The sequence below is a fragment of the Candidatus Pelagibacter sp. HIMB1636 genome, assembly GCF_052047675.1.
Classification (GTDB): Bacteria; Pseudomonadota; Alphaproteobacteria; order Pelagibacterales; family Pelagibacteraceae; genus Pelagibacter.
This window is the reverse complement of record NZ_JBNAJP010000001.1, coordinates 82,925-103,376: the sequence shown is the minus strand read 5'-3', so window position 1 is coordinate 103,376 and position 20,452 is coordinate 82,925. Positions and strand designations below refer to the sequence as shown.

Below are 20,452 nucleotides of genomic sequence, written 5' to 3'. Positions count from 1 at the left end.
ACTGTATGCTGCAATAACGTTTAGATTTTTTCTCACAATACTTTCCCTTTGAATATCCCTGATGGTCTATAAAGTAATACAATCACCAAGATTGAAAATGAAACTGCAAATTTGTAATCGGTCGAAAGTAATTGAACTAAGCCTTCTGGTTCCATACTTACAGGTAATATGTACATAAAAAATTTCTTATATGCATATGTTAATAAAATTTCTGAAAAAGCAATCACATAGCCACCCAAAAATGCACCAAAAGGATTTCCAATTCCTCCAACAATTGCTGCAGCAAAAATAGGAAGCATATTATTAAAGTAAGTGAAAGGTTTAAAACTTTTATCTAAACCATACAAAGCTCCTCCAATAGTAGCTAAAATTCCTGCAATTACCCAGGTTACCAATACTATTTTCTTAGGATCTATTCCTGAAAGCAAAGCAAGATCTTCGTTATCAGAGTAAGCTTTCATGCTTTTTCCTGTTTTAGTTTTGTTTAAAAACCAGAATAATAAAGAGACTAAGATTATTGTAACAAAAATTGTAATTACCTGAGTAGATTTAAGAGCAAGTCCTTCGTTTAAACCTGTCATTTCTTTAAATTCTCTAGCCTTGATAATGAATTTTTCTCCATCAAAAAATCTTCTATCTCCTGGACCTATTATAATTCTAACAACTGCTTGAGTTACAAACATCACACCGATACTAACCATAGCAAACTGAACTGGAGGACTTTTTTGAGTTCTGTAATACTTAAAAACAAATTTATCGATTGTAAGCATGTATAGGATCATAAAAAAAATACCAAATGGAAGTGCAATTAATGCTGTAGGCAGAACTCCAAGAGAAATACCTAAAGATTGAAAATACCAAGTGAATAAAATTGTCATCATGGTTCCAAATGACATCATGTCTCCAGTTGCAAAATTAGCAAATCTCAGGATTCCATAAATTAAAGTAACAAAAATTGCACCCAAAGCTAATTGAGAACCGTAAGTAAGTCCTGGAATAAAAATATAATTTAGCAAAAGAATTATTGCATTAATAAGATCCATACTATCCTCCTAAGAAAGAGCTTCTTACTCTTGGATCGTTCAATAATTCTTTACCTGTTCCTGAATAACGATTTTCTCCAGTTACCAATACATAACCTCTATCAGAAATATTTAATGCTTGTTTAGCATTTTGCTCTACCATTAAAATAGCAACATTAGTTCTTTTTACTTTAACGATATGATCAAACAATTCATCCATAACAATTGGTGATACGCCTGCGGTAGGTTCATCCAGCATTAGAACTGTGGGTTTAATCATTAATGCTCTTCCAAGTGCTACCTGTTGTCTTTGACCACCAGACAATTCACCTACCATTTGATTTCTTTTTTCTCTAAGGATTGGAAATAGTTCGTAAATTTCCTCAATAATATTTTTTATCTCAGAGTTTACTAAAAAGGCCCCCATTTCTAAATTTTCCTCAACTGTCATTCCCGCAAAAACATTTTTGGTTTGAGGAACAAATGAAATTCCTTGTTTAACTCGATCTTGTGGAGAAAGTTTTGAAATATCTTTACTGTCAATTTTAACTGATCCAGATTTTAAATTTAATAAACCTAACATTGCTTTCATAGCTGTAGATTTTCCAGCACCATTAGGTCCTAGAATAGAAACAATTTCTCCTTTGTTTACTTCAACAGAACAAGAATTAATTATATCTGGTCCATTTCCATAACCACCAGTCATCTCTATTCCCTCAAAATATGCCATTAAACTTCATCCTTTAATTTTGATCCTCTGCCAAGATAACTTTCTATTACCTTTTCATCTTTTTTAGCTTCCTCAACAGAACCCTCAAATAAAACTGATCCTTCGGCCATAACAATTACGGGATCACATAATCTCCCTATAAAATCCATATCATGCTCAATCATACAAAAAGTATAACCTTTTTCTTTGTTTAGCTTTTCGATTGCAGTGCCGAGATCTTTTAATAAAGTTCTATTCACCCCTGCTCCCACTTCATCCAATAACACTAATTTTGCATCAACCATCATTGTTCTCCCTAGTTCTAACAATTTTTTTTGTCCTCCAGAAAGATTACCTGCAAGCTCATTTGACAAATGCCCCAGATTTAAGAATTCAACTACTTCTTTTGCTTTTTCTTTAACTTCTGCTTCCTCTTTTGCAACTAAACCTGGCTTAAATAATGCCGTCATTAGCTTTTCGCCTGATTGATTTCCTGGAACCATCATTAAGTTTTCTAAAACAGACAAATTTGAAAACTCATGTGCTATTTGAAAAGTTCTAAGCAGTCCTTTCGAGAATAATTCATAAGATGGAACATCTGTTATATTTTCTTCATCAAAGGTTACACTCCCACCTGAGGATTTTAAATTTCCAGCAATTAAATTAAATAAAGTTGTTTTACCAGATCCATTTGGACCAATTATCCCTGTAATAGTTCCTTTTTTAACTTTAATAGAACAATCAGAAACTGCCGCAAGTCCTCCAAAATACTTTGATAAATTATTTATCTCTAAAATATTTTCAGACATTTATTTATCTAATCTTTTGTAAATACTATTTAAAGTTTTCTCTAACGATTTATAAAAACCAGATTTTGTCAATTCATTTACACCCTGTTCATTTAATCCTTTAGGTGTTTGCGACTCTTTAACTAACTTTTTTAAATTCTCTTTAGAATGTACAATTGCATCTTCTGACAAAGCTAAAAACAATGAAGTTATATATTTTTGAGCATTATTTCTTTTTACCCCTTTTTTAACTAACCAATCAGACATTATTCTTTGCATTTCATAAAAAGGTGCCATCATTCCAGATGTAGACCAAAAGTTTATTGAAGATTTTTCATTTTTGATTTCTACAGTAGTTCCTAAATGATTAAAAAAAGCTTTCACTTTTGAATTCGGAGGACAAATTGGAACTGGTCCTTTCTTTAATGATATTGGTGGCAAGGGAATTGCTCTTACTATTTTTGCTTTTACTTTAACAGCTTTCTTTAACTGTGACAGTGTTATTGTGGATATAAAGCTAACAATTGTTTGACTAGACTTAAATTTTAAATCTTTAATTATCTTCTCTCCCACCGTAGGTGTAATAGACAAAAATACCCAATTAGATTGATCAATAACTTGTTGATTATCTTTAGCAATAACTATTTTTTTGAACTTTTTTTTTAAACTTTTGGCAATCTGTTTATTCCTTGGAGAAATTATTATTTTTTTATATTTAAGACTGGATTTACATATTCCAGTTATTACTGAAGATGCAATTTTACCCGTACCAATAAAACCTAAAATCATAATATTTTGATTACTTTATATTGATTATATTGGATTAATTAACAAAAAAAGATCCTCTAATTCTCAACAATTCTCTGCTTAATTCTTTATTTTCTTTGAAAGGTTTTCTTCCATGAAGCCAAAAATAATTATTTGCAATTATAGAGCAACCAACCGGTAACTTTGTAATTACTTTATTTTCACTTCCTTCCAGAGCATCAGATAATCTCTGTAAAAAATTGCCTTGTTCCATGTTTTTTGGTTCAGGAAATTGGTCAATATATGAAATATGTGGTCTTCCTTTATCATCTGAAGAAAAAACTGGATGCTCAACTTTATAATCTACATTTTTACTCTTAGGTGAGCTCCAAAGAAAATCTTGTTTACCCACAGGATCATTTGATAGTTCTTTGCAATGTTCCCAATCATCTAAATGCAACATCGCAGTCTCTCCACCCTCTACATTTTCTTCTTCTAACTTTGTCATAATTAACCAATCAGTAATTTCTTTAACATAAGTACCATCTGTATGAAGATCCATATTACGGTAAGCTTTTCTTAAATAAGAGTCGCTTGCATCTTCGTGTTTAACATGGAAACGAGCATAGTATTTTCCTGCCATTGAATCATGGTTAGGATTTCCAATTAAATAGGCAATAGCAGTTGATAATTTTACTAAAAATTTATCATTAATTTTTGATGAAATATTTTTTGGCCCTATTATAAAACAACCAGTTGAACGATCTCTAATTATTGAGTTCATTAGTTTACTAAGTTTATTTTCTGTTAAATCATCTAAACTTTTTGCTATTGTAAACCTTGTAAAAGGCTTTAGTTCTAAAGCTGTTAAGTCGAATTTATTAAATGGAAAAACTAATTTCTTAATAATCTCATCAGTAATTTTAATATTCAAAATTCTTTTTGATTTATCATGTTCTTGAATTTCTAAACCAGGTATTTTTTGCATAAGAAACCTTAAGTTAACTTTTTTAATAAATCAATTTTATTTAGAAATAATTAACCAATATTGCCATACTTATGGCAGAAAAAATTGTGGGATAAACATAATTTTTTTTAGAAATAAAAAAAACAGTTAAGGATAGTACAACAACAACAAATCTTACTAAGTAACTTGAGTCATCCATTACTCCGACTGGAAAAATTATTGTTCTTGCAATTAGAGCTGCTAAAGTTGCATAAGCTAAACAGTTGAACCATTTAAATATCTTAGAAGTTTCTTTTATACCCTCTGAGCTTACTGCCCCAAGAAATCTTGATAAAAAAGTTGCAAGGGATGTCACCAAAATTGCTAAAACGATACTAGTTGACATTTTTTTCTCCTACTAAATAAGCAATAGTCCCACCAACTACTCCGCCTAATAAAATAGACCATTCTGGAGAAAAAAAATAAAAAACAGGTCCCAAAATAATTCCAAGTAAAACTGATAAAGTAACTTGTCTTGTTTTAGACGCTCCTACCATCATGCATAAAAAATAAACAGGATTTAAAATAGCTAAACCCATCATCATTTCCTTGTTTAAATATTCTGAAAAATAGAAACCTATTAAAGTTCCGATTACGGCAACGCTCCAAGTGGCGCTTCCAATCCCTATCCAATAATCAATTCTATATTTTTCTGGAATAGTCTTATAATTACTCTTCATAATCAACCAAGCTGATACAGCTATGAAATGACATGAAAAATAATATTTCCACTTTGGTTGATCCTCATGCATCATTAATGGAAACAAAGAAACAGCCATTGGATATAAACGAGCATTAACAAACCAAACTGCTAAAAAAATATTTAACAAAGAAGCACCAACCAATAAAGACTCTGCCATAACCAAAGATCCTGGCAAAGCGTAAGTCAGCATTGTAGAAAAAATACTTTCTTGAATATTGAAGCCAAGATTTTTTAAAAGAGCTCCTATAGCAATAAAGCAACAACCTAATGCTATTGCTGGACTATCATGTGCTAGTATTGATTTATAGCCTTTAAAAAAGAAATCTTTATTTATCATTAGCCACCAAGGAATAGTCTACCAACATCAGGGTTTTGCAATAACTCATCCCCTTTGCCAGCAATTGCAGTTTGTCCAGATACTAATACATATCCAATGTCTGCAAATTCTAGTCCTTTTTTGGCATTTTGTTCAACTAATATAATAGTTTTCTTTTCATTTTGTTGAAGATCTCTCAAAATTTCAAAAACCATATCAATGTATCTTGGTTCTAAACCAATTGATGGCTCATCAACCAACAATACTGATGGTTTCATAACTAATGCTCTAGAAATTTCTAATAACCTTCTTTCACCACCAGATAAAACTTTAGCAGGCTGATTTCTTCTATTTCTTAATCTCTCATATTTTTCTAAAATTCTTTCAGCTTCTTCAAAAGATTCCTCTGTTTTATCTTTAATATATCCACCCATTAACAAGTTTTCTTCAACTGTCATATCTGGAAATACTGAATTGTCTTGCAAGATATATGCAATTCCAACTGATTTTAATTTTTCAGCTGGAGTAAGATTTGTAATTTCTTTTCCTTCTATTTCAATTTGACCAGAGAAGATATTTGTAAATCCATAGATTGAGTGAAGAATTGTAGATTTACCGGCTCCGTTTGGTCCTATCAAGCATAGCGATTGTGCTTTGTTCACAAATAAATCAAAATTGTGTAAAATTTCCATTTTACCATACCCAGCATTTAAATTTTTAATTGTTAGATGTATTTCATCTGGAGATAGTTTTTTTAAATCTTCAGGCGTTGGAGCTTTTCCTAAAACTTCATATTGATTTGACATTATTGGGCTCCTAGGTATGCATCGATAACTCGCTTATCGTTTTTAATTTCATCTGGTGAACCATTTGCTAACATTTTACCGTGGGCTAAACAAAATATATTCTCAGCTAATTGCATTATCACTCTCATATTGTGTTCAATAACCAAGAGAGTTATGCCAAAATCTTGATTTACTTTTATTAATCTATCTATAATTCCATTGATTAAAGTTGGATTAATTCCTGCTGTTGGTTCGTCTAGCAATAGCATTTCTGGTTCATTCATTAATGCCATGGCAAGCTCTAAAAGTTTTTGTTGTCCGAAAGATAAATCTCCTGCTCTAAGTTTTCTCTTCTGATATAAGCCAACAAAATTTAGTAAATTTTCTGCTTTTTCTGTAAGCTCTTGAGGTATTTTTGAAAACAGTTTTAATAAACTTTCATCGCTACCTTTGTGGCTAATAAGCATATTATCAATGCAGTTAAGTTTTCCATAAATTCTTGTTTGTTGAAATGTTCTTAATAATCCTAGTTTTGCTATTACGGGAACAGGAAGTTCAGAAACTTCTTTTCCATTAAATTTAATTGAACCCTGGTCAATTGGATAAGTGCCTACAATTGAATTAAACAAAGTTGTTTTTCCTGATCCATTCGGGCCAATCAATCCTACAATTTTACCTTTTTCAACTGACATGGAGATATCAACATTAGCCTTTACTCCTCCAAAAGATTTACTAACATTGTTAACTTCTAAAATACTCATTTTATCTCTACCTGAGCCTTTCGATCAGCTTCATCAACTACTTCTCCAAATCTGTGAGGATATTTTTCTCTCAACCATCCCATTAATCCCTCAGGGAAATAAATTACAATCACCACAATTAAAACTCCCAAGGCTACATACTGCCAGCCTAGGAAGAATGTCCAAAATCCTTCTTTAAAAATATGGAATATTGTTGCACCAATAATTGGTCCCCAAAGAGTTCCTTTACCACCCAATATTGCCATTAAAACCATGAACACTCCCATTTCTCTTCCGTCAAAAGCAACGTCTGTAGAGTCGATATATCCAACTAGTCCACCCATTATTCCTCCTGCAAGACCACAGAAAAATGCAGAAATCATCCAACCAATAATTTTATATTTCATTGTTGCAATTCCCATAGCTTCAGCCTTGTCTTCATTATCTCTGATTGCATTAAGGATTAACTTAAATCTAGTAGAGTAAATTGCTTTGACTGCAACGAATGTAAGTATCAAAACTAAGAAACTTAAAAAATAGAAGAACTCTCCTCTAGCTTCTAAGCCTCCTACGTTAGGAAAAGGTGGAGTAGTAAAACCTTGCCCTGCTCCAATAATTTCAATTCCTCCAGAAATTTCACCAGCAGCTACTCCTAATCCTAGAGTACAAATTGCAAAGTAGTGACCTCTCAATCCTAAAATTGCATAACCAATTAAACCAGCAACAATAGTTGGAACTACTGCAGCAACAACAAGTCCCATCGCCATACCTTGAAAAAATTGGGTAGGAGTATGTACAAATGTTTTTTCACCACCACTTTCTGTCCATTCTGCTAATGGAAAAAACATTCCAACCTGAACTGAAGCACACAAATACATTCCCAGTCCATAGAACAAAATATTTCCAAATGTATTGTAGCCCATCTCTCCTCCTTGAATATTCCAAGTAGTTGCAAGAACAATTAGAATGCAAAGAATAGATAATTGAACTTTGAATGCTGGAAATAAAAATGGTGCTGATAAACCAAATATTAAAATTCCAATATAAAGTATTAAATTATTTTTGTTCATATAGAATATTAATTTTTTCTCTGAAATTTTGATCAACTGTAAAATAATGACCATCTTCATCATGTACACTTGAGCCTGATGAATGATATTCGTCTAAGTGTTTTTTAAATTTATCTATGTCAACTTCGACTGATTGACCTTGATTATCATTAATTTTAACTTTCCTCATTTTAAGTACTCTCTTTTTCTTGAAAGTTTAAATCTTCGATAAACTAAAATTAAAACTAGTAATAAAAATACTGATCCAATTCTAAATTCTGTACCTAAAATATAATCTGCAAATTCTTCAAAAACTCCTAATCCCATTCCTGACATAGCTACTCCTGGTAAATTTCCTAAACCAGCAACAATTACAATCATGAAAGATCTAATCGTGTAAGGTAAACCCATATAAGGGTGAATAGTAAATGTTATAGAAATCAAGGCCCCAGCTACACCACATAAAGCAGCATTAATTCCAAAAGTTGCTGCGTATACTTTTTCAGTATCTACGCCTAAAATTTTTGCAGCACGTGCATTTTGAGCAGTAGCTCTAATTGCTCGTCCAAGCTTAGATTTTTTCATATAAATCACCAAACAAACTGCAAATAGAATACTGATAAATGCTGAAAATATTTTCGAATTTGGAAGAACAACATTGTTATCAAACAACATTGTTGTACCGTAATGAGAGTTTGCCAAAACAACATCTGCACCAAATGCAAAGTTCATTAACTGCATGAACAAAATACTTATTCCAAAAGTTGCTAAAATTGAGATAAATAAATCTCTATCTACTACTTTATTAATAACCAGTTTGTAAATCGCTATTCCTACGAAATACATTATGATTGGAGCAACAATAACTCCCCATGCTGGATGAATACCATATAGATACATAAAGTATGCAATGTATCCTCCTAAAATTACTAGATCTCCTTGAGCAATATTAATAATATTCATAACACCCCATTGGAGTGCCATACCATAAGCAATCAATGCAAATAATACTCCTAAAAGAATACCGTCCAAGCAAGCTTGAACCGTTATCATTGGGTATTGAAATACAAGAAAATCCATAAAATCTTTTTTGGTTTATATAAAAAAAAGCCCCCTATTACTAGGGGGCTCAATTTTTAATTATTATCTTTCAGACCACTTAGGTACTGGGTGAATTAACTTAGCAGATGCCCATTTTAATGGAGCAACAACTTTGTTTTCACATTTACCAGCTTCATCACACATTACTTGGAAAAGTACCATTGGCTTATCAACGTTCTGACCGCCAGGTGCAAATTTAATATTTCCATAGAATGTTTGCATGTTAGTAGCCGCAAGAGCATCTCTTACTTTCTTTTGATCGAAAGAGTTAGCTCTTTCAAATGCATCTTTAAATACTAACAATGCAGCTGAAGACTCAGCAGATTGGTATGGTGGATCATATCCAAACTCTTTCTCAAAGTCTGCAGCATATGTCATTCCATCTTTAAAGAAATCATCTTTATAGGTTAGAGATTTATGCCATTGAGAAGCACAAAGTGCATACTGAGAGTTTTTACCATGTTGTTTTGATAATTTAGCAGCATCACAGTGAGTCATAGCCAACATTGGAACATCAACTTTCATTTCAGCAATTTGTCTGATTGCAGTCAATGCACCTTTAGTATGACCTGATACAACAAGAACATCTGGTTTCATTTGTTTCACCTTAACCAAAGTTGCAGCCATATCATTTAACTCTTTAGGCAATTTGTCATCTATAATGATCTTAGAACCAGTTCTTTCTGCAGCATCTAAAATACCTAATCTAACGTCCTGTGAAAAAGCATCTTGTTCAAAAGCTTGAGCAATTCTAACTGGTTTTCCACCATTTAGCTCAACTGCTGTTTCAATTGCTACATCAAGATATAAGTTTGCTGGAGCTAGTACCGCAAATAGATATTTGTAACCTTTAGTAAACAAAGATCTAGATGCACCATTTGCCTCAACCATTGGAACACCATATTTTTCAGTTACAGGTGCAATAGCTTTTGTAAGACCTGAACTGTATGGGCCAAGCATAAACTCAACACCATCTTGTGAAATTAATCTTTCTGCAAGCTGTGCAGCTCTCTTAGGGTTTGATTCATCATCGTAATAGATAATGTCAAACTTATAAGTTTTTCCACCAACTTTTACACCACCCATGCTATTAATTCTGTCAACGGCCATGTTATAACCATTTTGAGTATGAACACCATTTGATGAGTACTTACCAGTTAAGGAAATTGCAGCACCTAAAATAATTTTGTCACCAACTACTTTTGCAAAAGATGCAACAGAAGTTGAAAATAAAATTACTAATGCAGAAACAAAACTTAAAATTATTTTATTTAACTTCATTTTATTTCCCCTTTAATTAATTAATTAATAACTAATTAAATAAACAATTTTCAAACAATGCAAGTAGGAATAAAGACTTAGTATGAGTTTAATACTGTTGTGTAATAACAATAATTCCAGCAATAATGACTAAAACACTCGCTGAAATTGTATTAATAGTTTTCGGATTTGCAGTAATCCATTTAATCAATTTTTGTGCAAGTATTGCATAACCAATCAGAGATAAAAAATCTAACACAACGTAAGTTGTTATTAAAATTATAAATTGAACTAAAAGATTGGAACTAAAATCAATAAATTGTGGAAATATAAAAGGAAAAAACATCCAAGCTTTAGGACTGGTTCCTGCAACTAAAAATCCATCTCTAAAAAAAGATAAATTACTTTTTGTGACTTCTTCCTTATCTTTTAAATTTTTTGGACGAGACTTATAAATATCATAAGCAAGATATAAAATGTAAAGAACTCCAATCCATTTAAAAATATTAAGAATTAATGAATTTTCTGAAAAAAAAGAACCTATTACAAAAATTACCAAAGTAGCTTGAATTAAATTTGCAGTAACATCTCCAAGCGCTGACCAAACACATTTCCCTACACCATAATTCATTGAGTAAGAAATTATAACTATTCTAGGAGTACCAGGAGTAATGAATAAAAAAATGATAATCTGTAAATAAAGTATGAATTCTAAAGGAAGCATATTTTTAGAGAAGATAGTCCTTAAAAACCGGGAGCTAAAGATGGCTAAGAAGGACTATCTAAATCATAATATCAGAGGGTAAAAAAAATGCATTAAATTTTTTTTTCAAATATAAAGGATTTATGAAAAAAAAAGGCTACACCCCAGTAACTAAAGTTAAAAATCCTGAACCCAGTATTGATGACCCAGACTGGGTAATTTGGGCGGCATGGGCAGACAGAATTACTTTTGAGGAAATTGAGAAAAAAACAGGGAAGCGAGAATCTGATGTAATTAAAATTATGAGAAGATCTTTAAAACCATCATCATTTAGATTGTGGAGAAAAAGAGTAAATCAAAAAAGTATCAAACATAGAAAAAAATTTGAATATTCTAGAAAAGAAATCACTAGTAAAATTAAAAAAGGTGACTATCTATAAGTTATGAAAAAAATTACCATGTATACTGGCCCCCTATGTAATTATTGTGAGGCTGCAAAAAGATTATTAACAAGAAACAATGCTCCATATAATGAAATTGATATTTCAAAAGTTGAAGGTGCAATGGATGAAATGATTAAAAAAGCAAATGGAAAAAGAACAATTCCACAAATTTTTTTTGATGAGCAGCATATAGGTGGCTATGATGAAGTAAGGGCTCTAGAAAAAGAAAATAAACTACAAGATTTGTTAAAAAATTAAAATTATTTTTAAGCTTTTGGTTTAAAAACTAAACAGACACCATTATTGCAATATCTTTTTCCAGTTGGCTCTGGACCGTCATCGAATATATGTCCATGGTGACCACCACATTTTTTACAATGATATTCTGTTCTTCCATAACCTAAATGATAATCTGTTTTTGTTTCAAAAACATCTGGTAAAGATTCATAAAAAGATGGCCAACCAGATCCACTTTCATATTTAGTATTTGAGTCAAATAACTTCTCACCACAATTTGCACAATGAAAACTTCCTTCTCTTTTTTCATGATTAAGTTCACTTGATCCAGCAAGTTCTGTGCCTTCCTCAAATAAAATTAATTTCTGTTCAGCGGTTAAGTTGGGGTTAATTTTTTTTGTCATATTCAAATATACTTAGCACAAGTTTGATGCAACAAAGAGTGCAATTCTACTAATTTTTCAAAATCTTTATTGTATCCTCCTCCTAAAACTCCACAAAAAGGTATTCTTTTTGAATAAAAATTTTCTATTACAAGCTCATCTCTAAACTTTACACCTTGATCGGAAATTTTTAATTTTCCTAATCGATCATTGAAATGAATGTCTACTCCTGCGATATAAAATACAAAATCAAAATTTTCTTGATTTAACTCTGTTAAATAGTGCTTTAAAGTTTTGATGTATGTATCATCCTCTGTGTTGTCCTCTAGCTCTACATCTAAATCACTAATAGATTTTTTTGCAGGATAATTAGTTTTTGAATGCATGCTAAATGTAAAAACGTTTCTATTTTCTTTAAAAATATCTGAATTGCCATTTCCTTGATGAACATCAAGATCTACAATTAAAATTCTATTGGCCAGACCCCTGTTAAGTAAATAATGAGCTGCAACTGCTACATCATTAAATACACAGTAACCAGCACCACCATTGTAATTAGCGTGGTGACTCCCTCCAGCCGTATTACAAGAAATTCCATAATTAATTGCAAGTTTTGATGCCAACACAGTACCCCCTGTTGCAACCAAAGATCTCTTAACAACACTATCTACCAAAGGAAAACCTATTTTTTTTACACCATCTTTATCTAAAGTTTTATTTTTGATATCACTTATATATTTTTCAGAGTGAGCAAACTTTAATGTTTCAGATGAACATGGATAAGGTTTGAGAAACTTTTTGACTACATTTTTTTTAATTAAATAATTTGCAAGTTCACTAAATTTATTTATTGGAAATTTATGATCATCTCCAATTTTTGCAAAATAATCTTCGTGATTTACAACTGGTAACTCCATGGTTACTCTAAAACTCTAATTGGCTTTCCATTAACACAAGCCTCTAATCCCTCAATCATTTGATTGTAAAAAATACTGTAATTTTCTGCTGTTACATATCCTATATGTGGAGTTAACAAAGCGTTAGGTAAAAATCTTAATTTATTATTTTCAGGCAAAGGCTCTTTTTCATAAACATCAATTCCAGCTCCAGCAATTACATTAGTTGATAATGCTATAATCAAATCATCCTCATTAACTATTGGACCTCTTGAGGTATTAATTAAAAAAGCTGTCTTCTTCATATTGTCTAACTCTTTTAATGTTATGCAATCTTTATATCTCTCTCCACCTTGCACATGAATAGATAAAACATCTGAGTTCTTAATCAAATCATCTTTGCTACATGGCAAGACATCTAGCTCTTTGCATTTATCTAAACTTAAATTTTCACTCCAAGCCATAACTTGCATTCCAAAAGCTTTTCCAATTTTTGCAACTTCACTTCCTACTCTTCCCAATCCTATTAATCCTAATATTTTTCCTTTTAGCTCAACACCAATAGTAGTTTGCCAGTATCCTTGATACATATTATCAAACTCTTCTTTAAAATTCCTAGCTAAGCCAAGAATTAATGCCCAAGTTAGTTCAGGAGTAGGATTGATATTAATATCTGTCCCGCAAACTATAATTTTTCTTTTTTTAGCAGCTTCTAGGTCTATAGATCTATTTCTTAATCCACTCGTGATAACAAATTTTAAATCACTTAAATTATCAATTAGATTTTTTGTAATTGGAGTTCTTTCCCTCATTATCAAAAGAGCCTCAAAATCAGCTAATTGATCAATAGCATCTGCTTCGTCTACAAAAGGTTCACTGAAAATTTTAAATTCATATTTTCCAGATAATTTTTCTAAATCAACAAATTGTTGAGCAACATTTTGATAATCATCTAATATAGCAACTTTAAGCATTTTTAACTTTCTTATTTGATAGCAATATTCCTGTTACAATAAAACAAGCGCCTAAAATATGATAAAACATAAATTTTTCACTAAAAAAAAGCATTGCCATAATTGCACTTAATATTGGCATTAAGTGCAAAAAAACTCCTGATCGATTAGCTCCTATCATTGAAATTCCTTTAATCCATAAAAGAAAAGATGCCAAACCTGGAAACAAAACTACATAGGATAAAATTAAAATAAATGGTAACTCTAAGTCAATTCTAAATCCAATTTGATACTCAATAAAATAAACTGGTATTAAAAATATCAAACCAAAAGTTATTACTACTTGAAGCAAAGATATTTGTGTTAATTCATATTTTTTTCCTTTTAATAATGTAGAATATAAAGCCCAAGAAAACATTGCTATAACCATTGTAATATCACCTTTATTAAAATCTAAATTCTTTAAAATTTGAATATTTGCTTTTGTGATAATCGTAATCACACCCACAAAAGAGAATATCACTCCTATAATTTGAAAAATGTTTGTCTTTTCAATTTTTAAAATTGATGAAAATAGCATTATCATTACGGGTATAGTTGAGATCATTAAAACTCCACTGATCACTTGCGTAAAATTTAATGAATAATAAACAATAGAATTAAAAACTGTAATACTGGTAACTCCTAATATAATAAAAAGCTTATAGTTTTTGATTATATAGTTTCTTTTCTCTAATATTTCAGGAATTGTAAAAGGTGCTAAAATTAACCAAGCAAAAAACCATCTATAAAAATTTAGTGAAAATGGTGGAACTTCATAAAAACTTGCAAGCTTACCCACTACAAAATTTCCTGCCCAAAATGTTACAGTCAAAAATAGATATATATAAGCTAGAAAATTATTATCTTTGGTCACTTAACTAAATCTAAGCGAGCTATATGGTTTTAAATCTAAGTTTGTATTTTCGTTCGCAATCATTCCTGAAACAATCTTTCCAGAAATTGGGCCTAAAGTCCATCCTAAATGATGATGTCCAAAACAATAATAAACATTTTTATAATTTTTTGATGGCCCCATGACAGGTAAAAAGTCTGGTAAAGTTGGTCTAAATCCTAACCACTCATCCTCATGCTCGGGTAAATCACCAAGCATATATTTTGCATTATTAATTAAATTTTTAACTCTAGATTTTGACAAAGGATTTTCTAATCCACCAAATTCAACTGTACCAACTACTCTTAATCCTTGTTCCATTGGTGTAATTCCAAAACCACGGTTTGAAAATATTACTGGTCGGCTTAATAAATGATCACAGTTTTTAAAATGGACATGGTATCCTCTTTCAGTATCTAGAGGAATTTGCTCATCTAAATTATCAGTCAATTTTTTAGAAAAAGCGCCGCAAGCAATTACTGCTTTATCAAAAACATAACTTTGTGTTTCAGTTTTAAAAATAGGTTTTTCATCTTCAAATTTTATATCTTTAATATTTACTTTGTTAAACTTTCCACCTTTTTGCAAAAATAGATCAAATAATTTTAAAAGGATTCTCTTTGGATTTCGAGCATGTCTTGCATAAGGATAGTAAACTCCAGCATGATAGAAAGGTTTAATATGGGGTTCTAAATCATGAATTTCAGCTTTGTTAACTAGTTGCTGCTTTACTCCCAGTTCATCTCTAACTCTAATTTCTAATTCCCTACTTTTTAAATCTTGATCATTCCAGATATAAAGTATTCCTTTGTTTTCCACTAATCCTTCAAGATCTATTTCATCAAATAATTCATCATAAGCTGGTAAAGCTAAATCTAAAATTTGATGCATATTTTTTGCAGTATGCATCATCTTTGTTTTTGTAGTGTTCATGATAAATTTCATGAACCATGGAATCATTTTTGGAACATAATTCCACTTTAAAGCTAGAGGACCAGTTGAACTTAACAACATAGCCGGAACATCCGCTAAGACATCAGTTCTATTTAAAGAAAGTGAAGCATAAGGCGAAAAGTGTCCTGCATTTCCATAAGAGGCTGCTTGGCTTCCTGGATTATCTCTATCAAATATTGTTACATTAAATCCCTTTTTTTGAAGGAACAATGCATTTGAAACACCTTGGATACCTGCACCAACTATTCCAACCTTAATTTTATTATTCATAAGGACGTTATACAATTAAAAAATTAAAGTTTCATAGTGACAAATTATGCTTAATTAAATTAAATATTTTAAGCAATCATCTGTTTGTGATTTATCTTGGCACTAAGAACAATACCAAATCCGATCATAGTTGCTAACATAGAGGAACCTCCATAGGACATTATCGGTAATGGAGAACCCACAATTGGCAATAAACCTAAGACCATTGAAAGATTTACAACAATGTAAATGAATATTGCAAAAGCAAATCCAAAACAGAATAACCTTGAAAAATTGCTTCTTGAGATAGCACCTATTCTCAAAATTCTGATAATAATAATTGAATACAAAATTAATAATCCTACTGATCCTATAAATCCAAACTCTTCAGAAAATAAAGTGAATATAAAATCAGTATGTTTTTCAGGTAAAAAATCCAAATAACTTTGTGTGCCTTTTAAAAAACCTTTGCCCTCTATGCCACCAGAACCTATTGCTATTTTTGACTGAATTATTTGATAACCAGCGCCCAATGGATCTCTATCAGGGTCTAAAAAAGTCAATATTCTCAATTTTTGATAAGGCTTTAAGAAAGAAATTACAAAAGGTAGTGATATTAAAAAAACTATAAAAGAATAAATAAAATATTTTATCTTAACGCCTCCCAGCCACAAAACAATTAGTCCACTTGATGCAATGAGAATTGAAGTTCCTAAATCTGGTTGTGAGAGCACCATAATAATTGGTACTAAAATTATAGTAATAACTGTCATGATACTTGTAACTGAGTTTACATTTTCAATTTTAACCCTGTGATAATATTTTGCTAAGCAAAGTATAATTGCTATTTTCATTAACTCGGAAGGCTGTAAATTAAATAAATATAAATCCATCCATCTTCTTGAGCCTGATGATTTTATTCCAAAAAAAGAAACATAAATTAGTAGAAGAATTACAGCTATATAAAACAAGTATGATAAGTTGTGCCACCATCTAATATTAAAAAACGCAATTAAAATCATTAAAGGGAAAAAAACTACTATTTTACTAAAATGACTTTTTGTATGAAATAGAATTTCTCCTCCATCTGTTGAGTACATCACAAATAAACTTAATATTGAAAGTAAAAATATACTTGTCAGTAAAATATAATCTAACTCTTTAATCTTTTGCCAGAAAGTAAGTTCGTTATTTAATCTATCGTGTTGAAACATCAAATTTCTATTTCCTCAAAATTTTTTTGTTTATTTCTTAGATCATTTCTATCAATTATTAATTTGAACAATTCTTTTGCAATTGGTGCTGCAGTTTTACTTCCTGAGCCACCATGCTCAACTATAATACTTAATGCGTATCTTGGATTAATATACGGACCATAAGCAACAAATAATGCGTGATCTCGATCTTTATAAGGGATTTGCTCAATTTTAAGATCAAGTTCTCTTTCTCGCATACTAATTCTCTTAACCTGCGCAGTTCCAGTTTTACCAGCAAATTGATATTTTGGATCGTCTATTCTAGATTTGTATGATGTGCCGTATAATTCATTAGTTGAACTAAACATGGCCTCTTGAACAATTTTTATATTTTTAGGATTCTCAAATAATTTTTTTTCTTCTGAAAATAAAGGCTCTTCTTCAAATTTATTTTTAGCTTCTTCGAAAGAAACAGTATTATTATCAACTATTATTCTTGGTTTTATAGAGTAGCCTCCATTAGCAATCTGAGCTGTCATAAGGCATAATTGAAGTGGAGTTGTTTGAGTGTAACCTTGACCTATTCCAGTTATTAATGTTTCACCAAGAACCCAACCTTTTCCAAGATTATTTTTTTTCCATTTAGTGTTTGGAAATAAACCTGATTTTTCAAAATCAAAATAATCTCCTAACACTTTTTTACCAAGGCCAAATTTTTCAGCTGTAACATTTAATCGATCTACTCCTAGTAATCTTGCAACTTCATAAAAATAGGTATCACATGATTGTTTCATTGCATTTTTTAAACTTACAAATCCATGACCTTTTTCTTTCCAACAGTGGAAGGTCTGTCCATAAAGTTCCATTTTACCAGTGCATTTAACTTTAAAACTTGGACTAACAATTTTATTTTCTAAAGCAGATAAAGCTACAATTGGTTTTATTGTAGATCCTGGAGAATAAAGTCCTGCAAGTGTCTTGTTTACTAGTGGTTTTAATGGATTATTTCTAATTAATGACCAATCATCATTACTTATTCCAAATAAAAATTTGTTTGGGTCGTAAGATGGAGAAGAGTACATTGCTATAATATCGCCAGTATAAATATCCATTACACTTATAGATCCAGCACGATCATTTAAAAGTCTTCCACAAGCTTTCTGAACCTCCGTATCAACAGTTAATCTTACTCTTAAACCTTGTTTGCCTTTTTGATGTTCAAGTTGATTAATTCTTTTCCCATAAGCATTTACTTCATACCTTTGGATAGCATTTGTACCAATTAAGTAATTTTCTAAAGTTTTTTCTAGACCTAATTTTCCAATTTTCATACCTGGAACAAATCTTTCTTGAACAGTTTCATTAGCTAAAATCTCTTCTTCATTAGGTTGACTGACATATCCTAGAATATGAGTATAAGTTTCGCTAAAAGGGTAATTTCTTGAAATGGTCATAACTGGTTTAACACCAACTAAGTCATATAAATAATTATTTATTTTTAAAAAATCACTCCAAGATAAGTTTTCAGAAACAATAATACTTTCCCAAGGTTTTAATTTATTTTTTAATTTTACAATTTTTTCTATTTTTTTATCACTCAGGTTAAGTAGAGTTTTTAATCGAGTTAACAAATAATTGAAGTTTTCAACTTGTTCTGGAATTATATGAAGTTGATATACTTTTAAATTTCCGGCTATAACATTGCCAAAGTAATCCACTATATCACCTCTTATTGGTGGCAACTTCCACTCTCTAATTCTATTTTTATCTGAAAGAGTAAGATATTTTTTATTTTCGTTAACTTGCAGAGAAAAAAGTCTAGCTATAATTCCTGTAAAAATAATTACTTTTGCAGCACCAATAATAAACATCCGTCTATTAATTACGTCTGTTTTTCTAATACTTGAATTACCGCTAATCATTCTGTTTATTTGAAATTTTGCTATTTAAAATGTTAAATAAAATAAAAAATAATGGGTAAAATAGAAAAGTAAAACCAGAGTTTATTAAGTAATCCATAAAATCTACCTGATATAAAAATACTAAGTCTAAAATTATTACTTGAATTGAATTGATAAGCAAAACAGCAATGATAAATGAAAGCCAATCATTTATAAATTTTGGACTTAGTGTAATTTGTCTAATATATGAAGTAATGGCACAGATTAGTAAGTAACAAAAACTGCTTATTCCAATTGGAATACCAATTACTACATCATTAATAATTCCTGCTAAGAAAATTGAGAAATATCCCAGGTAATCTGGATTTCTTAAAGTCCAAAAAAAGATTAAAATGAAAACTAAGTTGAATGAAAAATAATCTAACTTTAAATAATTAAAGTCAAATTCATTAAACACTGAAAAAAACAAAATAATAATCGGCAAATAAGAGAGGAATGATCTAAAGAATGTACTTTTGTTCAATGAAGCCATTATTGACGCTCCCCTATTTTAAATTCTACAATCTTTACAAAACTTAATTGTCCAAAATCAGAAAAAAAACTTACTTGCTCTGAACTATTTGTTATTTTACCAACTGGAATACCTGGTTTAAAAATACCTGCAAGACCAGAAGTGTATACAACAGCCTCATTTTCAATCTGATTTTCTTTGTACTCATCTTTGGTATATTCAATTATCCCATGATCCTTACCAGTTCCAGAGGCTACAGCTTGTAGAAATGGGGGCTGAATTACTACTGGTATTTTGCTATTTAAATCTGACAGAAGTAGAGCTCTTGAATTTGAATAATTTACCTCAATAATCTGACCGACCAAATAATTTCGATCCATTACAGCCATTCCCATTTTTACATTGTCTTTAGTTCCTCTATTCAAAACTATTGATTTTAAGTATGGACTTTCTCTATCAATTAAAACTCTTGCAAATATATCTTCTGAATTTATGCTTTCATCAATCAACTCTCTAAGTCTTTTATTTTCAGCAGTTAAAATAGTATTTAATACTTTAATCTCATCTGTATTTTCTATTTTAATTAATTGGTTTTGATGATTTTTATAAAAATCAAGGTGTGATTTAATTTTAGATATTACCTCTTCAATTTTATTTTCTGGTACAGATACAACATAAGAAGATCTATATATTACTTCGTTAATTCCTAACTTAACAAGTTGAATTGGTTTAAAATTAAAATTGCTTAAAATTATTATAACAACAGATAAAATAATTAAGCTTATAAGCGAAAACTTTTGTTGATCTTTCTTTTTTAAAAAAACTGATCTTAAGGCAATTACAAAGTCGTCTCTGCCTTTTACCAT

The 20,452-nt window shown here is 30.5% G+C and carries 25 protein-coding genes; 2 read left to right on the top strand and 23 right to left on the bottom strand.

The annotated features are described in order from the left end of the window. Positions 1–32: 32 nt before the first annotated feature. From ACTTA6_RS00560 to ACTTA6_RS00495, 14 genes are all read right to left on the bottom strand, one after another. Entirely contained in the window at positions 33–1,043 is a 1,011-nt protein-coding gene (locus ACTTA6_RS00560; RefSeq protein WP_440614046.1) for a branched-chain amino acid ABC transporter permease, read from the bottom strand. Between the two features lies 1 nt (position 1,044). Further along, positions 1,045–1,752, bottom strand: coding sequence for an ABC transporter ATP-binding protein (locus ACTTA6_RS00555; RefSeq protein ID WP_440614045.1), 708 nt, complete (start codon positions 1,750–1,752; stop codon positions 1,045–1,047). Further along, on the bottom strand, positions 1,752–2,540 hold the full coding sequence (locus ACTTA6_RS00550) for an ABC transporter ATP-binding protein (RefSeq protein WP_440614044.1): 789 nt from the start codon (positions 2,538–2,540) through the stop codon (positions 1,752–1,754). Before ACTTA6_RS00550 ends, ACTTA6_RS00555 begins: the two co-directional genes overlap by 1 nt. Beyond that, positions 2,541–3,308, bottom strand: coding sequence for a pyrroline-5-carboxylate reductase (locus ACTTA6_RS00545; protein WP_440614043.1), 768 nt, complete (start codon positions 3,306–3,308; stop codon positions 2,541–2,543). Positions 3,309–3,342: 34 nt separating this feature from the next. Further along, on the bottom strand, positions 3,343–4,254 hold the full coding sequence (gene glaH, locus ACTTA6_RS00540) for a glutarate dioxygenase GlaH (RefSeq protein ID WP_440614042.1): 912 nt from the start codon (positions 4,252–4,254) through the stop codon (positions 3,343–3,345). Positions 4,255–4,294: 40 nt separating this feature from the next. Next, a complete protein-coding gene (locus tag ACTTA6_RS00535; protein ID WP_440614041.1) occupies positions 4,295–4,618 on the bottom strand; it encodes an AzlD domain-containing protein in 324 nt (107 codons plus the stop codon). After that, positions 4,608–5,312 (bottom strand): AzlC family ABC transporter permease, encoded by a 705-nt coding sequence (locus ACTTA6_RS00530; protein WP_440614040.1) that lies wholly within the window; start codon positions 5,310–5,312, stop codon positions 4,608–4,610. The genes ACTTA6_RS00535 and ACTTA6_RS00530 overlap by 11 nt, the downstream gene beginning before the upstream one ends. Then, positions 5,312–6,097 carry an ABC transporter ATP-binding protein gene (locus ACTTA6_RS00525; RefSeq protein ID WP_440614039.1) on the bottom strand — a complete coding sequence of 262 codons (786 nt, stop codon included), beginning with the start codon at positions 6,095–6,097 and terminating at the stop codon, positions 5,312–5,314. The genes ACTTA6_RS00530 and ACTTA6_RS00525 overlap by 1 nt, the downstream gene beginning before the upstream one ends. Next, a complete protein-coding gene (locus ACTTA6_RS00520) occupies positions 6,097–6,837 on the bottom strand; it encodes an ABC transporter ATP-binding protein (protein WP_075506243.1) in 741 nt (246 codons plus the stop codon). Before ACTTA6_RS00520 ends, ACTTA6_RS00525 begins: the two co-directional genes overlap by 1 nt. Next, positions 6,834–7,886, bottom strand: a complete 1,053-nt coding sequence (locus ACTTA6_RS00515; RefSeq protein ID WP_440614038.1) for a branched-chain amino acid ABC transporter permease — start codon at positions 7,884–7,886, stop codon at positions 6,834–6,836. Before ACTTA6_RS00515 ends, ACTTA6_RS00520 begins: the two co-directional genes overlap by 4 nt. Continuing rightward, positions 7,873–8,055: a hypothetical protein gene (locus tag ACTTA6_RS00510; RefSeq protein WP_440614037.1), complete on the bottom strand. Its 183-nt coding sequence runs from the start codon at positions 8,053–8,055 to the stop codon at positions 7,873–7,875. The genes ACTTA6_RS00515 and ACTTA6_RS00510 overlap by 14 nt, the downstream gene beginning before the upstream one ends. After that, positions 8,052–8,945: a branched-chain amino acid ABC transporter permease gene (locus ACTTA6_RS00505; RefSeq protein WP_075506246.1), complete on the bottom strand. Its 894-nt coding sequence runs from the start codon at positions 8,943–8,945 to the stop codon at positions 8,052–8,054. Before ACTTA6_RS00505 ends, ACTTA6_RS00510 begins: the two co-directional genes overlap by 4 nt. Positions 8,946–9,008: 63 nt before the next feature. Then, positions 9,009–10,247 carry an amino acid ABC transporter substrate-binding protein gene (locus ACTTA6_RS00500; protein ID WP_440614036.1) on the bottom strand — a complete coding sequence of 413 codons (1,239 nt, stop codon included), beginning with the start codon at positions 10,245–10,247 and terminating at the stop codon, positions 9,009–9,011. Between the two features lie 88 nt (positions 10,248–10,335). Then, positions 10,336–10,950 (bottom strand): LysE family translocator, encoded by a 615-nt coding sequence (locus ACTTA6_RS00495; protein ID WP_440614035.1) that lies wholly within the window; start codon positions 10,948–10,950, stop codon positions 10,336–10,338. 122 nt (positions 10,951–11,072) lie between these two features. On the opposite strand from ACTTA6_RS00495, the gene ACTTA6_RS00490 reads away from it, so the two are divergent. Continuing rightward, a complete protein-coding gene (locus ACTTA6_RS00490) occupies positions 11,073–11,369 on the top strand; it encodes a TIGR03643 family protein (RefSeq protein ID WP_075506249.1) in 297 nt (98 codons plus the stop codon). A gap of 3 nt (positions 11,370–11,372) precedes the next feature. Next, entirely contained in the window at positions 11,373–11,630 is a 258-nt protein-coding gene (gene grxC / locus ACTTA6_RS00485) for a glutaredoxin 3 (protein WP_075506250.1), read from the top strand. An 8-nt stretch (positions 11,631–11,638) separates the two neighbouring features. Here grxC and msrB read toward each other — a convergent pair whose 3' ends face one another. The 9 genes from msrB to mreC form a co-directional block, all read right to left on the bottom strand. After that, on the bottom strand, positions 11,639–12,013 hold the full coding sequence (gene msrB / locus ACTTA6_RS00480; protein ID WP_075506251.1) for a peptide-methionine (R)-S-oxide reductase MsrB: 375 nt from the start codon (positions 12,011–12,013) through the stop codon (positions 11,639–11,641). A 2-nt stretch (positions 12,014–12,015) separates the two neighbouring features. Further along, positions 12,016–12,909, bottom strand: coding sequence for a histone deacetylase family protein (locus ACTTA6_RS00475; RefSeq protein WP_440614034.1), 894 nt, complete (start codon positions 12,907–12,909; stop codon positions 12,016–12,018). Positions 12,910–12,911: 2 nt separating this feature from the next. Beyond that, complete coding sequence (locus ACTTA6_RS00470; RefSeq protein ID WP_262590328.1) at positions 12,912–13,862, bottom strand: D-2-hydroxyacid dehydrogenase family protein; 951 nt, start codon at positions 13,860–13,862, stop codon at positions 12,912–12,914. Beyond that, entirely contained in the window at positions 13,855–14,757 is a 903-nt protein-coding gene (locus tag ACTTA6_RS00465; protein WP_440614033.1) for a DMT family transporter, read from the bottom strand. The genes ACTTA6_RS00470 and ACTTA6_RS00465 overlap by 8 nt, the downstream gene beginning before the upstream one ends. After that, complete coding sequence (locus tag ACTTA6_RS00460) at positions 14,758–15,999, bottom strand: NAD(P)/FAD-dependent oxidoreductase (protein WP_440614032.1); 1,242 nt, start codon at positions 15,997–15,999, stop codon at positions 14,758–14,760. A 68-nt stretch (positions 16,000–16,067) separates the two neighbouring features. Next, positions 16,068–17,192 (bottom strand): rod shape-determining protein RodA, encoded by a 1,125-nt coding sequence (rodA, locus tag ACTTA6_RS00455; protein ID WP_440614031.1) that lies wholly within the window; start codon positions 17,190–17,192, stop codon positions 16,068–16,070. Next, positions 17,192–19,096 carry a penicillin-binding protein 2 gene (gene mrdA / locus ACTTA6_RS00450; RefSeq protein WP_440614030.1) on the bottom strand — a complete coding sequence of 635 codons (1,905 nt, stop codon included), beginning with the start codon at positions 19,094–19,096 and terminating at the stop codon, positions 17,192–17,194. The genes rodA and mrdA overlap by 1 nt, the downstream gene beginning before the upstream one ends. Then, entirely contained in the window at positions 19,089–19,607 is a 519-nt protein-coding gene (gene mreD, locus ACTTA6_RS00445; protein WP_440614029.1) for a rod shape-determining protein MreD, read from the bottom strand. Before mreD ends, mrdA begins: the two co-directional genes overlap by 8 nt. Further along, entirely contained in the window at positions 19,607–20,452 is an 846-nt protein-coding gene (gene mreC / locus ACTTA6_RS00440; RefSeq protein WP_440614028.1) for a rod shape-determining protein MreC, read from the bottom strand. Before mreC ends, mreD begins: the two co-directional genes overlap by 1 nt.

What these genes read in the sequence shown, in the direction of transcription:
- ACTTA6_RS00560 (WP_440614046.1), bottom strand. Translation starts at nt 1,043, where the DNA reads ATGGATCTTATTAATGCAATAATTCTTTTGCTAAATTATATTTTTATT.
- ACTTA6_RS00555 (WP_440614045.1), bottom strand. Translation starts at nt 1,752, where the DNA reads ATGGCATATTTTGAGGGAATAGAGATGACTGGTGGTTATGGAAATGGA.
- ACTTA6_RS00550 (WP_440614044.1), bottom strand. Translation starts at nt 2,540, where the DNA reads ATGTCTGAAAATATTTTAGAGATAAATAATTTATCAAAGTATTTTGGA.
- ACTTA6_RS00545 (WP_440614043.1), bottom strand. Translation starts at nt 3,308, where the DNA reads ATGATTTTAGGTTTTATTGGTACGGGTAAAATTGCATCTTCAGTAATA.
- glaH (WP_440614042.1), bottom strand. Translation starts at nt 4,254, where the DNA reads ATGCAAAAAATACCTGGTTTAGAAATTCAAGAACATGATAAATCAAAA.
- ACTTA6_RS00535 (WP_440614041.1), bottom strand. Translation starts at nt 4,618, where the DNA reads ATGTCAACTAGTATCGTTTTAGCAATTTTGGTGACATCCCTTGCAACT.
- ACTTA6_RS00530 (WP_440614040.1), bottom strand. Translation starts at nt 5,312, where the DNA reads ATGATAAATAAAGATTTCTTTTTTAAAGGCTATAAATCAATACTAGCA.
- ACTTA6_RS00525 (WP_440614039.1), bottom strand. Translation starts at nt 6,097, where the DNA reads ATGTCAAATCAATATGAAGTTTTAGGAAAAGCTCCAACGCCTGAAGAT.
- ACTTA6_RS00520 (WP_075506243.1), bottom strand. Translation starts at nt 6,837, where the DNA reads ATGAGTATTTTAGAAGTTAACAATGTTAGTAAATCTTTTGGAGGAGTA.
- ACTTA6_RS00515 (WP_440614038.1), bottom strand. Translation starts at nt 7,886, where the DNA reads ATGAACAAAAATAATTTAATACTTTATATTGGAATTTTAATATTTGGT.
- ACTTA6_RS00510 (WP_440614037.1), bottom strand. Translation starts at nt 8,055, where the DNA reads ATGAGGAAAGTTAAAATTAATGATAATCAAGGTCAATCAGTCGAAGTT.
- ACTTA6_RS00505 (WP_075506246.1), bottom strand. Translation starts at nt 8,945, where the DNA reads ATGGATTTTCTTGTATTTCAATACCCAATGATAACGGTTCAAGCTTGC.
- ACTTA6_RS00500 (WP_440614036.1), bottom strand. Translation starts at nt 10,247, where the DNA reads ATGAAGTTAAATAAAATAATTTTAAGTTTTGTTTCTGCATTAGTAATT.
- ACTTA6_RS00495 (WP_440614035.1), bottom strand. Translation starts at nt 10,950, where the DNA reads ATGCTTCCTTTAGAATTCATACTTTATTTACAGATTATCATTTTTTTA.
- ACTTA6_RS00490 (WP_075506249.1), top strand. Translation starts at nt 11,073, where the DNA reads ATGAAAAAAAAAGGCTACACCCCAGTAACTAAAGTTAAAAATCCTGAA.
- grxC (WP_075506250.1), top strand. Translation starts at nt 11,373, where the DNA reads ATGAAAAAAATTACCATGTATACTGGCCCCCTATGTAATTATTGTGAG.
- msrB (WP_075506251.1), bottom strand. Translation starts at nt 12,013, where the DNA reads ATGACAAAAAAAATTAACCCCAACTTAACCGCTGAACAGAAATTAATT.
- ACTTA6_RS00475 (WP_440614034.1), bottom strand. Translation starts at nt 12,909, where the DNA reads ATGGAGTTACCAGTTGTAAATCACGAAGATTATTTTGCAAAAATTGGA.
- ACTTA6_RS00470 (WP_262590328.1), bottom strand. Translation starts at nt 13,862, where the DNA reads ATGCTTAAAGTTGCTATATTAGATGATTATCAAAATGTTGCTCAACAA.
- ACTTA6_RS00460 (WP_440614032.1), bottom strand. Translation starts at nt 15,999, where the DNA reads ATGAATAATAAAATTAAGGTTGGAATAGTTGGTGCAGGTATCCAAGGT.
- rodA (WP_440614031.1), bottom strand. Translation starts at nt 17,192, where the DNA reads ATGTTTCAACACGATAGATTAAATAACGAACTTACTTTCTGGCAAAAG.
- mrdA (WP_440614030.1), bottom strand. Translation starts at nt 19,096, where the DNA reads ATGATTAGCGGTAATTCAAGTATTAGAAAAACAGACGTAATTAATAGA.
- mreD (WP_440614029.1), bottom strand. Translation starts at nt 19,607, where the DNA reads ATGGCTTCATTGAACAAAAGTACATTCTTTAGATCATTCCTCTCTTAT.
- mreC (WP_440614028.1), bottom strand. Translation starts at nt 20,452, where the DNA reads ATGGTAAAAGGCAGAGACGACTTTGTAATTGCCTTAAGATCAGTTTTT.